This is a genomic window from Amycolatopsis sp. cg13 (assembly GCF_041346965.1).
Taxonomy (GTDB): Bacteria; Actinomycetota; Actinomycetes; order Mycobacteriales; family Pseudonocardiaceae; genus Amycolatopsis.
Map to the genome: position 1 here is coordinate 3532066 of NZ_CP166848.1, position 11865 is coordinate 3543930.

Here is an 11865-nt window from a genome sequence, read left to right on the forward strand (position 1 = left end):
TGAGGGAATCTGATTCCCTCAGGGTTCCCCTCACGTACCTAAACCGCACCAATGCACCCCCGATCGAGGCACCCAGCCCCTCCCCCGCACCCCGATACGAAGCCTTCCCTGCGGTTCGGGGGTGCTTGTCAAGGCATCTTTCCCGCCTTGACAAGCACCCCCGAACCGTCAGCACAATCAAGCTTCGGGGTGGGGGCCCACCCGAGGACGGCAATGTCGCCGCCAGGCGACGAGCCGCCTCCTGACAACTCGCGTACGTTCGATTACGTGCTGAACCGAATCGTCGACCGACTGCTCGGTCTCCCCGCCGCCGAAGGCCCGGCGCCCACCGCCGCCAAGGGCCTCCGCATCCCGATGCAAGACGGCGCGCACCTCCTGGCCGACCGCTACGCACCACTCGGCCTGACCACCGGCCCGGTAGTCCTGATCCGCACCCCCTACGGCCGCACCGGCCCGCTCGCCAAGCTGTTCGGCGAAACGTTCGCAAGGCACGGACTCCAGACAGTCCTCCAAAGCACCCGAGGCACCTTCGGCTCAGAAGGCCAGTTCCGCCCGTTCCACCACGAACGCGAAGACGGAATCGCCACCGCCGAATGGCTGCGCGAGCAACCCTGGTGCGACGGCCGGATCGCGATGGCGGGCGCCAGCTACCTCGGCCACACCCAGTGGGCAGTAGGCCCGTACCTGGACCCGCCGCTGGAAGCCATGTGCCTGGGAGTCACCGCCTCGGAATTCGTCAGCACGTTCTACCCAGGCGGAGTGCTCGCGGCGGACAACATGGTGTCCTGGTCGGCCATGATCGGCAAACAGGAGGAACGATTCGCCGCACTGCCGAACCCGCTGCAAACCCGGCGCACCCGCAACGCGATGGCGTATCTGCCGATCGCGGGCGCGGACGTGGTGGCGATCGGGAAGCCGGTGCAGTTCCTGCAGGACGTCACCGAGCACGCGGACCCGGACGACGACTTCTGGCGGATGTCGGACCACAGCGCGGAAGTCGCGAAGCTCGAGGTGCCGGTCAGCATGGTCACCGGCTGGTACGACCTGTTCATCCGCGCGCAGCTGCGGGACTTCCGCACGCTGCAGGACGCCGGACGGTCGCCGCGGATCACCGTCGGGCCGTGGTCGCACGGCGAACCGGCCAGCTTCCGCGTGCTGATCCAGGACCAGCTCGGCTTCCTGCGCGCGCACCTCGCCGACGACCGCACGCAGCTGCAGCGCTCCCCCGTGCGGATTTTCCTGCAGCAGGCGTCGACCTGGCTCGATTTCGACCACTGGCCGCCCGCTTCCGAGCCCACGCATGCTCATCTGCGGCCGGTCGGCGGCCTCGGCGAAACGGTGCCCGGCGAGGCCCTGCCCACTCCGTTCACCTACGACCCGGCGGACCCGACCCCGGCCGTCGGCGGACCGTTGCTGATGGGAAAGACCAAGCAGCGCGACAATTCCGCGACCGAGGCGCGCGACGACGTGCTGGTGTTCACCGGCGAGCCGCTGGTGCACGACGTCGACGTGATCGGCGACGTGTCCGCCACCGTGTTCGTGCGGACCGAACTGGCCGACGCCGACGTGTACGTGCGGCTGTGCGACGTCGATCCCGGCGGCATTTCGCGCAACGTCACCGACGGCATCCTGCGGCTGCGTCCCGGCGCGCCGGAAGCCGACGCCGACGGCGTGGTGCGGGCCGAGGTGGAACTCGACCCGACCGCTTACCGCTTCCGTCGCGGGCACCGGTTGCGGGTGCAGGTCGCGGGCGGCGCGTTCCCCCGCTTCGCGCGCAATCACGGTACGGGAGAACGGGTTTCGTCCGCGGTGCGCAGCACGCCGAACCGGTTCGAGGTGTTCCACGACGAGACCCGGCCGTCTCGGGTGACGCTGCCGGTCTTCACCCGGTGACCGTTACTGAATGACCGCGCGCTGATGCGTCGTCAGCCTGCCGTCGTCGTGCAACACGTGAAGCAGCAGCGACGGCGGGCTGTCGAAGTCCAGCGGCCCGCCCTCGTCCCAGCCACGCCCCGCGCCGGGTTCCACCGGCAGCAGCGACCCGGACACCACGCCCGGCGCGACCCGCACCGGAACGCCCGCGAACTCGGTCGCCGCGCCGGTGTGCACGTGTCCGCAGAGCAGCGCCGCGACGTCGGGATGCCGCTTCAGCACGGCGGCGAGCCGGTCTTCGCCGGTCTGGCGGATCGCGTCCACCAGCGGCACTCCGACGTCGAGCGGCGGGTGGTGGAAGGCGACGAACGACGGGCCGTCGTGAGCGGCGAGCGTGTCGTCCAGCCAGGCCAGCGTCTCGTCGGCGAGGTACCCGGCACCCTTGCCCGGGATCGTCGAATCGCACGACACGAGCAGCACGTCGCCCACTTTGGTCGCGGAGTTCACTGGTGCGTCGCTGGCCGGTTCTCCCAGCAGCGCCTCGCGAAACGGCGCGCGTACGTCGTGGTTGCCGGGGCAGACCACCACCGGCACCGGAAGGTCGAGCAATTCCGCCGCGCGACGGTACTCCTCGGGCAGGCCGTGGTCGGCGATGTCGCCAGTCACGAACACGGCGTCGACCGGCTCTTCGAGATTCCGCAGATACCGCGTCACCGCGGCGGCCCGTGCGTCGGCGCGCTCGCCGCCGTCGAGGTGGATGTCGGAGAGATGCGCGAAAACCCGCACCGGATCAGCTCCCTTTCAAGTACGCCAACGCTTTCACCCAGTTCCGGACCAGCAGCGCGGACGCGCCGGGCAGGTCGCCCGCCCGCAGTGCCGCCGCGATCTCGCGGTGTTCGGCCACGCTCTCCGCCGCTCGGTCCCGCCCGCCGAAGTATGCCGTCTCGTAGCGTTTGAGCAACGGCTTTGTCTGCTCGATCAAGCGCAGCAGATGCGGGTTGTCGCAGCGGGACGTGAGCAGCGCGTGCCAGCGGTCGTCGGCCGCGGGCAGATCGCAGGAATCGGCTATCTCGTCGGAAATCCGGTCGAGCGCGTCCGGGAGCGAGGCGAGTTCGAGCGGCGACGTCCAGCGCAGCGCGAGCGCTTCCAGTTCGGCGATCAGCGGGTACAGCCGGCGGGCTTCCTGCGGATCGAACGGCGCGACGAGGAATCCGCGGCCCGGGGCGGCGACGAGGAGGCCGCGGTCGGCGAGGCCGATCAGCGCCTCGCGCAACGGCGTCCGGGAGACGCCCAGCTCGTTCGCCAGGTGAACCTCGTTGATGCGGGTGTCCGGGGGAAACCGTCCGTCGAGGACGCGCGCGGTGATCTCCTCGATAAGTTCACCGCGCATCAGTCTCTTGACCATGTGCTGAGTATTGCACACAGATCAGCCATACTGTATTCAGTTCATATGGCCCGCTCTTTCGATGTCGATCGCGCAAGGTACGAAACGCCAGGTTGCGTCGGAGTCGCGCACTTCAACAACGCCGGCTCCGCGCTCCCGCCCGCCCGCGTCACCGACACCGTGATCGACTACCTGCGCACCGAATCCCTGCTCGGCGGCTACGAAGCGGCCGAAGAAGCCAAGGATCGCCTCGACGGCGTGTACACCTCGGTCGCGCGCCTGCTCAACGCCGAGCCGGAAGACATCGCGCTCAGCGACAACGCGACCCGCTCGTGGCAGGCGATCTTTTACGCGCTGCCGTTCGGACCAGGCGACCGGATCCTCACCGCGAGCGCCGAATACGCCAGCAACGCCATCGCCTACCTGCAGATCGCCCGCCGCACCGGAGCGACCGTCGAGGTCGTGGACAACGACGAAACCGGCCAGCTCGACGTCGACGACCTGCGCCGCCGCATCGACTCCGACGTGAAGCTCATCGCGGTGACCCACGTGCCCACCCAGGGCGGTTTGGTGAACCCCGCCGAGGAAATCGGCGCCGTCGCGCGAGAGGCAGGCATCCCGTTCCTGCTCGACGCGTGCCAGTCGGCCGGCCAGCTGGACCTGGACGTCGAACGCATCGGCTGCGACGCCCTGACCACCACCGGCCGCAAGTACCTGCGCGGCCCGCGCGGCACTGGCTTCCTGTACGTGCACCCGCGCCTGCGCGACCGTCTCGAACCGGCGATGCTCGACCTGCACTCGGCCAAGTGGACCTCCCCCACCGAGTACGTCGTCGACCCGACCGCGAAGCGCTTCGAGATCTGGGAACGCGATTACGCCGCCGTACTCGGCCTCGGCGCGGCCGTGGACTACGCGCTGGAATGGGGCCTGCCCGCGATCGAAGAGCGAGTCACCGCTTTGGCCGCGACCCTGCGCGCCCGCCTGGCCGACCTGGACCGAGTCACCGTGCACGACGCCGGCGCGCGCAAGTGCGGCCTCGTGACGTTCAGCGTCGACGGAGTGCCGTCGGACGAGATCAAGGACCGCCTGAACGCGGCGAAGATCAACACGAGCGTCGCGCACCCGTCGTCGGCGCAGTACGACTTCACCGCCCGCCGCCTGCCGGACCTGGTGCGCGCGTCGGTGCACTACTACAACACCGAGGAGGAAATCGACCGGCTGACGAACGAGGTCGCCGCGCTCGCGCGTTAGCTGGAGATCACCCGTTTGACGCAGTATCCAGCAGCACCGAAGCCGCCTCCTGTCTCGCGTACACCCGCGGAGTGCGCTGCGGCCGGGCCTGTCGAGGGGGCAGGCCCGACGGGGCCGGGGGAGGAAAGGGAAGGCCTCCTGGGCCGGGATTGATGGGGGAACCCGGCCCAGGGGGTCTTCTCTTGCGTCCGGGCACCGGGTATCGCGTATCGCGGCCTGGTGCCGATCTCGGGACGCGCTGCCGGAGACCAGATCTGTCGCGGATCGCTTCCGGGAACCACCGGCCCGCGACTCGACCTCGTGCTGTTGCACCACTCCTGCAGTTCGCTCCCGCCCGATGGAAGCAAGTCCGGCGACAGCTCAGCCCCGACAGGCGCCACACCGCCGTCCTGCCCGAGACAAACCGCCTCGGCGAAACGGCGATCGACTACGCGGCACGGCACTACCGTGCGCCAAGGACCCGGCTTCGTCGCGGACTGCCCGGACCGCCAGCATTTCTGCACCGGACGCCGCAGAAGCGGCCGACTGCGAATATCACCCGGTGAGGGCGAAAACCGGTGGGCGGCGTCGAGGCGCTTTCCAAAGCCTCAAAACGGATAGAACTGCTACATCGGGCTGCGGTGAGTCTGCCTCTCTCAACAGATAGTGACACAAGCCAGGTGACGAGCTACCGAACGCAACCAAGGCTCACTGAGCACCAAGTTGACCAGCTCGTAGCAGCACGCCAAGCTGGCGCTTCCATGTACGACCTTGGCCAACGCTTCGGAATCCACCGCCAAACAGTCGGCCGCCACTTCAAAGCTCGCGGCATCGACCTCACGCCCGGCGTCGATCCGAAGTTGCTACCGCAAGCCGCTGAGCTCTACAAAGCTGGCTGGTCGCTAGCTCGCATCGCCACCAAGCTCGACGTCTCGGCCGAGACTCTCTGGACAGGCTTGACCAGCGCGGGGTCGCCATGCGACGAGCACATCAAGGCCGCCCGCAGGTCACAGGTAGCCAACAGCGCATACTTCTAACGAGCCCAATTCAAGATAAGCGTACGGTTAATCCCAAGATCAATTTACGTAACGGCCCAGCTCCATGCCACTAATGTTCTCGACTCAAGGTGCCCGCATGAACGACGTCGAGCACGCGTCGCGGTAACCTTGGCAATCACGAACGACAGGGGGCCTCATTGAGCTACCGCAACAAGACCTACGTTGCATTCGCCAGCGAAGACATCAAGTCGTACTGGCTCATGACGGCGTGGAAAAAGAACGAACACATCGACTTCGATTTCTTTGATGCACATGACCTCAACATCGCACTCGACACGAGCCAGCCAGAAACGATTAGGCGCCGCCTACGTGAGCGACTAGCTAACACGAAACAGGTAGTCGTACTCGGGTCCGCCAAATGTAAGTCGAAGGCCAGCGATAATGATTCCTTCTTGTTCTACGAAATCGAGGTAGTCACAAAACTCAACCTGCCGGTCGTTGTCGCCAACCTCGATGGAGATCGGACAATTGACCGGAACTTCATCCCACAACGCTTCCTCAACAGTGATTATTACACTATGTCCATATCCTTTCAGCCGACAATTATCAAGTACGCGCTCGACAACTACGCCCCCGATTACGCCACCTCAAGCAGGACGGGACCTCATTACTATAAGACGCAGGTCTATACAAGGCTCGGACTGTAAGTACGAATGAGTATCGCACGAGACTTCACCAAACGACGCTTCTGGGCGCGGTTTGCGACCCAGACTCTTGCAGCAGTGGGCTTCTTTGCTGTCTTCGCCGGTCTCACCGACGCCCTATTCCCAGATGTCCTACCGCCCATCGGCGCATTTTTAATTGTGGCCGTTTCGGTCATATCGATCGGCTATGGCCTATTTCAATCATGGCCACGCCCCGTCCAGCAAATCTACAACTCGCCCAACACGGAGATCCATATCGTCGAGGGCGACCTATTCGAGCAGGCGGGTAACATCGTAGTTGGCATGACCAATACGTTTGACACCGAGATACCACACATCATCGACGAGAATGGTGTACAAGCACAGCTTCTCACCAGAGTCTACCGCAACGACAGAGCCGCACTCGACCGCGCACTTGATGCAGAACTGGGCGCGCACCCCATCATTCAACGCTTTACCCCGGACGATCGCAAGCCAGGAAAGCAGAACATATACCCCCTAGGTACCACTATAGCCATTGCTCCGTCCGTTCGAAAGCTGTACTTCTGCGTGGCCTACACTGAGATGAACGTTAAATGTGAGGCTCGAGGCACCATAGACGGAATATGGCGGAGCCTTAATAACGTATGGGATGAGGTCCGCGCAAAAGGTAATGGCGACCCGATCTCGATTGCAGTGATCGGCGGCGGCCAAGCACGCATCTCCCAGTATTTTCCAGCCCAAGACTCCATCCGGTTCATCGCACTCTCATATATGTTCGCATCCAGGAAAGAGAAGATCTCCAGCCGCTTGAACATCGTGGTTGAAAAGCGTGCTGTTCGAAATCTGGACATGCTTGAGTTGCAAGCATTCCTCAAGTCCCTGAGGCCGTCATGAGCACCTCGCTTGAAGTACCCCATGTCGAACCTTGCCCGTTCTGCGACTATCTCAGCGGAGCGCGACCATTCACGATTCTAGCCAGGAACTCACTAACGGCTACCCTCGTCACAAGAGAACAGCGTGGCGTCGGCCACCTGCTGGTTATACCAGTTCAACATAGGCAGACACTAATCGAACTCAGTGAAGCAGAATCACCAGCAATTATAGCCTCGGTCATCGCGGCGACCAAGGCGATCACCGAAGCTTACAGAGCCGAAGGGGTTGCCGTCTGGCAGAATAACGGAATCCCCGCTCACCAAACAATCCCACATGTACACTTTCACATTGCCGGCACTCTCCCAAGCGGCGGCACAGAGTGGGCCGCCGTCGACGAGGCCTCAATTGCCGAAACGGAGGCTATAGCCGCAAAGCTGAGGCCTTTTATCTCCTAGGACGGAAAATATGTCAACAAGCGACGAGCGTGCCGGGCACGCCTTCATCTCATATGTGCACGAGGATCGTGCAAGCGTTGACAAGCTACAAGAGATTCTGGACTCCGCAGGTGTCCCCGTGTGGCGAGATACTGAAGACCTTTGGCCAGGCGAGGACTGGCGCCTCAAGATTCGTAGGGCTATAACGAACGAAAGCCTGGTCTTTATCGCATGCTTCTCCCAGAACAGCAACGCACGCGATGTATCATACCAGAACGAGGAGCTCAACCTAGCAGTCGAGCAGCTACGCAGGCGTCCACCTGGGGGCACGCCGTGGCTTATCCCCGTCCGTCTCGATGACTGCAAGATTCCCGATTACGAAATCGCGCCGGGCCGAATGCTTGACTCGTTACAGATGGTCGACCTCTTTGGCGAAAACCGCGAAAATGCAGCATCTCGACTAGCTGGTGCGGTCATCCGCAGCTTGGGAACCGCAACACCAGGCATGCCGATCACGGCAAAACTCGATAGCTCATCCGAAGCGGTAGCACAGGTCAAAGAGATGCTACTCGATCCAACGCGTCGTATCGAACTCCACGATCTTGTCACCAACATCGCGAACAAGTGTCGCACGACTCTGAGTGACGAAAGTCAGTTCCCCTTTTTATTGGAAGGAAACGGCCGGGAGATCACCAAAGCGGCAGTCGAGCGAGTTGAACAGTACTGGCAAACCACAAAGCCGGTACTTGAAATTCTCGCAGCAGGATGCACATGGGGCGAAGCCAGTCACGAGCGCCTATGGTCGAGCTCTGTCCGAGGAATTGCCAATCTGGTGAAGCCCGCTAGCGGTAAGACCATGCTGCTCAACCTTCGCCACTTTCCACCGCTTACCGCTCTCTATACAGCCGGCCTCGCGGCAGTATACGGCCAAAACTATGGCGCACTGCGAGCTGTCGCAATCGACACAAAGGTGCGCACGGAGAGCTCGGATAACATCCCACTTCTCGCAAAGAGCCATGTCTGGCGACCGTTCGAAAACAGCGAGGTGCTGGCAAATATCTTAGCACTACAAATCTCTCTGCAATCCGAGGACGTCAAGGACTTTGACGAGCTGTTCGACAAATTGTCAGCAAACCGGATTGGCAAAAGGTACACGCCAGTATCCGACTACCTTCATGACTGCTTGCGCGAGACGTTCTCATTTTTGATCTTCGACCCTGAAGAATACACCGAGACATTCGACAAGCTTGAAGTGCTGCTGTCCGCTCTGGCCATCGACCTTGGAAAACTGCCCGAGACCTACACAGACGGCCCTTGGCTCGGATCCTTCACGTGGCGACGTCGTTACGGCGCGTCCACGGCCGAAGGTGCGATGCAAGCCGAATTGAAGGAACAAGGTATAGATTGGCCGCCGCTACAGGCCGGACTATTCGGTGGATCCTTAGAACGTGCCACGCAGGCTTTCGATGAACTAATCGAGAGGGCCGGACGCCAGCGATTACGCCAGCTTTAGCTCGGCGAACACGTTGGCCAGCCGCCAGGAAGGTGTCTGCTCCAGACTAAGCACGGTGGACAATCCTGCAGGCAGCTTCGGTTGGTCAAGTCTCGCAGGAGTCGTCATAACTGGATCGCATGGAGTGATTCGACCACTTCTGCTGCTCCAGCCGCTCGCAGTTCGTCTTTGTCGGCCTTGCCCGTGGCTACCCCAATCACTCGTACGCCCGCGGTTAGCCCAGCCTTCACGTCGTTCGGCGTGTCCCCGATCAGTACGACGTGCTGGTCGCCGAACTGCGCGCCAGTCTGCGCCTCGGCTCGCTGTCGAGCGATCTGGACCAGCTCCGACCGCTCGGCGTGGTCGTCGCCAAAGGCACTGCTGTCGAAGTCGAGGAAGCCGGCGACGCCGAACACCTCCAGTTTGATGCGCGCCACCTCACGCAGGTTGCCGGTAAGGACCGCCTGGTGGATCGACTGGTCGGCCACGAACCGCTCGAGCGTTTCTCGCGCGCCGGGCAGCGCCCGTCCGGTGGCAGCCAGCTCATCGCGAGCGTCCTCGTAGCCCTGCACCAGAGCGTCCGCGAGGTTCTGGACGGCTTGGTCGGTTGCTTCCAGCCCATTGGCTTTCAGCGACGCAGCCATGATGTCCAGTTCGGTGCGCCCCGTGATGGTTGCCAGTTTGGCGAGCGGTTTGCCGGTGGCCGCCGGGAACGCCCGATCGTAAATCGCCCTCCCGACGCCTCTCGTCTCGATGAGCGTGTGGTCGATGTCCCACAGCACCAAAGTTCGAGGCACAGCACCAGACATGGTCATGTCGAAAGTCTGTCATCAGTGACGGATCGAGCGCGACGCGATACCATTCGCCCTGGTCAGAGGCCTGACGGGAGGCGACACGAGATCGTGAACGACCAGTTGGCGCAGATGGTGGGCGATCGCGTGCGGTTCTATCGCACCGCCGCTCGCCAGACGAAGACGGTCGTCGCCGGACTGACCGGCATCACGCCAGACTACCTCTACCAGATCGAGCGCGGCCAAAAGCTGCCGACAATCCCGGTGCTAGCGCAGCTGTCCGAAGTCCTGCGCGTTGAGCCAGGCGACTTGCTGAGCAACCGGCCGGCATCGTCGCCGGAACGCACCTCCAGCATTACGGCTGATGCGATCTACCACGCCATGACCGCGCCCGCTGCGGTCAACCCGGCTCCTATCGGCGAACTCGGACGCCAGGTGCATGAGGCCTGGAGCGCTTGGCAGACGTCCGGCCATCGCTACAGCGAGCTGACGACCGACTTGCCGGAGCTTATTGCTGCTACTGAAGCGACGATCCGCGGTACGTCGGGCAGGCACCACCGACAGGCCCAAGCTGTCGCTGCCGATCTGTACGGACTCCTCCGTACCGTGACGAAGCGCATCGGCCGCGTTGACTTGGCGCTCCTAGCCGCCGATCGCGCACAGCGCGCCGCCGAACAAGCCGACGACCCGATCCGGTCGGCCGGTGCGCGGTGGAACCTCATCCAGGTCATGTTGGCTGACAACCATGCCGAAGCTGCCGAGGACGAAGCCATGAACGCACTCGCCGACGTTCAGGCAGCTTTCGGCCCCGACCACCTCGACGCTGCAGCTCTGTCCGGTGCGCTTCTCCTGATCGCTGCGGTGGCGGCAGTTCGCGGCGGCGATGTCTGGACTGGGCGCGACCGGCTCCGTCAGGCGGTGCCACTGGCCGAACGAGTCGGCGACCGTAACGTCTGCTGGACAGCTTTCGGCCCAACAAACGTTGCCATGTATGCCGTATCGATTGAGGTCGAGTCCGGCGAAGCAGTGGAGGGCCTGCGGCTGGCCGCCAAGATCGACCACGGGCAGTCGCCCTCGATTGAACGGCGAGTGGCGTTCCTGCTCGACCAGGCCAAGGGCTACGCGCAACGACGCGAGTTCACCCAAACGCTAGCCCTCTTGAACGCCGCCGAAGCCGATGCACCGGAAGACATCCGGTTCCGACCAGCGGCGCACACGCTCATTCGCACCGTTATGGAACGCGGGCGACGGACCGAGTCAGTCGCCGCCGCGCAGTTCGCCAGTCGCGTCGATCTTCCGGTCTAGGACGTCCCGCCCCGTCACCTACCCGAACTGACAGTTCGGGTTACCGCCTAGTAATCGCCATAACGTCGTGTCCAGGCACCCCCGGCGGCCGGTTGAACTACCTCTCGCCTCCGAGATCACGGGCGAACTTCCGCACGCACCATCTCTGTTCACCGTGATGTCTCCCGATCGTCGGGGTGCCGCCAAGCCTCTCGGATACGGACGGAGCAAAACCGTGACAGTCCGGACAACGGCATCGCAAGGGACGACGCCGCGCTGCTGGCAAGGTGGTTCCAACGCACTGGTGCCTGTGCAGGAGCCTCGCATGCCGGAGCCGACGCAGCTCTACTCACTGCTGGTCTTGGCGCTCAGCTTGCACGCCCAGCATCCTGCCAGCGACCGCTGCGAAGACTGCGCCGAAGTCTGGCCGTGCGACACCGTCCGGCTGGCTTACCGGCTGCGCGAGGGTTTCTAGTGTTGTCCGCGCTGATCTACATCAACCCGCAGGCGATTCACCCGGTCATCGACGGCGTCTGGCACTGGACACGGCTATCCGCCATTCCGGCTCCCGGAGAAATCGTGACCATGCTGTGCGGTGTGACCGCAGCGGCGACGTTCGTGCCGCTGCAAGACCGCTGTACGCGCGGTGCACCAACACAATGCCCCTACTGCGACGTGGCCTACCGACGCTCGCTCGGCTGGGACATCCCGACTCGACATCCGGGCTTGCGACCGCGGGCGACGTGAACGCGGACATCGTGAGCTGACAGAGCATTGACGACGGCACCGAGCCTCCCGGCCTGGACACCGGCGGGATCATC

The 11865-nt window shown here is 63.6% G+C and carries 13 protein-coding genes; 10 read left to right on the forward strand and 3 right to left on the reverse strand.

Going from position 1 to position 11865, the window contains the following annotated elements; translation table 11 throughout:
- Positions 1–267 precede the first annotated feature (267 nt).
- Positions 268–1893 carry a CocE/NonD family hydrolase gene (locus tag AB5I40_RS16030; protein WP_370939288.1) on the forward strand — a complete coding sequence of 542 codons (1626 nt, stop codon included), beginning with the start codon at positions 268–270 and terminating at the stop codon, positions 1891–1893.
- Positions 1894–1896: 3 nt separating this feature from the next.
- On the opposite strand, the gene AB5I40_RS16035 is transcribed toward AB5I40_RS16030, so the two are convergent.
- Together AB5I40_RS16035 and AB5I40_RS16040 are read right to left on the reverse strand one after the other, a co-directional pair.
- Complete coding sequence (locus AB5I40_RS16035) at positions 1897–2658, reverse strand: metallophosphoesterase (protein WP_370939289.1); 762 nt, start codon at positions 2656–2658, stop codon at positions 1897–1899.
- Between the two features lie 4 nt (positions 2659–2662).
- Positions 2663–3277 carry a GntR family transcriptional regulator gene (locus tag AB5I40_RS16040; RefSeq protein ID WP_370939290.1) on the reverse strand — a complete coding sequence of 205 codons (615 nt, stop codon included), beginning with the start codon at positions 3275–3277 and terminating at the stop codon, positions 2663–2665.
- Positions 3278–3322: 45 nt separating this feature from the next.
- On the opposite strand from AB5I40_RS16040, the gene AB5I40_RS16045 reads away from it, so the two are divergent.
- The 6 genes from AB5I40_RS16045 to AB5I40_RS16070 all read left to right on the forward strand — a co-directional run bounded on the left by AB5I40_RS16045 (position 3323) and on the right by AB5I40_RS16070 (position 8990).
- Positions 3323–4507 (forward strand): aminotransferase class V-fold PLP-dependent enzyme, encoded by a 1185-nt coding sequence (locus tag AB5I40_RS16045; RefSeq protein ID WP_370939292.1) that lies wholly within the window; start codon positions 3323–3325, stop codon positions 4505–4507.
- 740 nt (positions 4508–5247) lie between these two features.
- The gene (locus AB5I40_RS16050; protein ID WP_370939293.1) at positions 5248–5523 is read left to right on the forward strand and encodes a hypothetical protein; all 276 of its coding nucleotides are present in this window, start codon (positions 5248–5250) and stop codon (positions 5521–5523) included.
- Between the two features lie 158 nt (positions 5524–5681).
- Entirely contained in the window at positions 5682–6191 is a 510-nt protein-coding gene (locus AB5I40_RS16055; RefSeq protein WP_370939294.1) for a TIR domain-containing protein, read from the forward strand.
- 6 nt (positions 6192–6197) lie between these two features.
- The gene (locus tag AB5I40_RS16060; RefSeq protein WP_370939295.1) at positions 6198–7064 is read left to right on the forward strand and encodes a macro domain-containing protein; all 867 of its coding nucleotides are present in this window, start codon (positions 6198–6200) and stop codon (positions 7062–7064) included.
- On the forward strand, positions 7061–7498 hold the full coding sequence (locus tag AB5I40_RS16065; protein ID WP_370939296.1) for an HIT family protein: 438 nt from the start codon (positions 7061–7063) through the stop codon (positions 7496–7498). Before AB5I40_RS16060 ends, AB5I40_RS16065 begins: the two co-directional genes overlap by 4 nt.
- Before the next feature lie 10 nt (positions 7499–7508).
- Positions 7509–8990 (forward strand): toll/interleukin-1 receptor domain-containing protein, encoded by a 1482-nt coding sequence (locus tag AB5I40_RS16070; RefSeq protein ID WP_370939297.1) that lies wholly within the window; start codon positions 7509–7511, stop codon positions 8988–8990.
- 104 nt (positions 8991–9094) lie between these two features.
- Here the strand turns inward: AB5I40_RS16070 and AB5I40_RS16075 are convergent, their stop codons facing one another.
- A complete protein-coding gene (locus AB5I40_RS16075) occupies positions 9095–9784 on the reverse strand; it encodes a haloacid dehalogenase-like hydrolase (RefSeq protein WP_370939298.1) in 690 nt (229 codons plus the stop codon).
- Positions 9785–9871: 87 nt separating this feature from the next.
- Here AB5I40_RS16075 and AB5I40_RS16080 point away from each other — a divergent pair, with 87 nt between their 5' ends.
- The 3 genes from AB5I40_RS16080 to AB5I40_RS16090 all read left to right on the forward strand — a co-directional run bounded on the left by AB5I40_RS16080 (position 9872) and on the right by AB5I40_RS16090 (position 11791).
- Positions 9872–11065 carry a helix-turn-helix domain-containing protein gene (locus tag AB5I40_RS16080; protein ID WP_370939299.1) on the forward strand — a complete coding sequence of 398 codons (1194 nt, stop codon included), beginning with the start codon at positions 9872–9874 and terminating at the stop codon, positions 11063–11065.
- A gap of 304 nt (positions 11066–11369) precedes the next feature.
- On the forward strand, positions 11370–11519 hold the full coding sequence (locus AB5I40_RS16085; protein ID WP_370939300.1) for a hypothetical protein: 150 nt from the start codon (positions 11370–11372) through the stop codon (positions 11517–11519).
- Complete coding sequence (locus AB5I40_RS16090) at positions 11519–11791, forward strand: hypothetical protein (protein WP_370939301.1); 273 nt, start codon at positions 11519–11521, stop codon at positions 11789–11791. The genes AB5I40_RS16085 and AB5I40_RS16090 overlap by 1 nt, the downstream gene beginning before the upstream one ends.
- Positions 11792–11865 lie beyond the last annotated feature (74 nt).

What these genes read in the sequence shown, in the direction of transcription:
- AB5I40_RS16040 (WP_370939290.1), bottom strand. Translation starts at nt 3,277, where the DNA reads ATGGTCAAGAGACTGATGCGCGGTGAACTTATCGAGGAGATCACCGCG.
- AB5I40_RS16045 (WP_370939292.1), top strand. Translation starts at nt 3,323, where the DNA reads ATGGCCCGCTCTTTCGATGTCGATCGCGCAAGGTACGAAACGCCAGGT.
- AB5I40_RS16050 (WP_370939293.1), top strand. Translation starts at nt 5,248, where the DNA reads ATGTACGACCTTGGCCAACGCTTCGGAATCCACCGCCAAACAGTCGGC.
- AB5I40_RS16060 (WP_370939295.1), top strand. Translation starts at nt 6,198, where the DNA reads ATGAGTATCGCACGAGACTTCACCAAACGACGCTTCTGGGCGCGGTTT.
- AB5I40_RS16065 (WP_370939296.1), top strand. Translation starts at nt 7,061, where the DNA reads ATGAGCACCTCGCTTGAAGTACCCCATGTCGAACCTTGCCCGTTCTGC.
- AB5I40_RS16070 (WP_370939297.1), top strand. Translation starts at nt 7,509, where the DNA reads ATGTCAACAAGCGACGAGCGTGCCGGGCACGCCTTCATCTCATATGTG.
- AB5I40_RS16075 (WP_370939298.1), bottom strand. Translation starts at nt 9,784, where the DNA reads ATGACCATGTCTGGTGCTGTGCCTCGAACTTTGGTGCTGTGGGACATC.
- AB5I40_RS16085 (WP_370939300.1), top strand. Translation starts at nt 11,370, where the DNA reads ATGCCGGAGCCGACGCAGCTCTACTCACTGCTGGTCTTGGCGCTCAGC.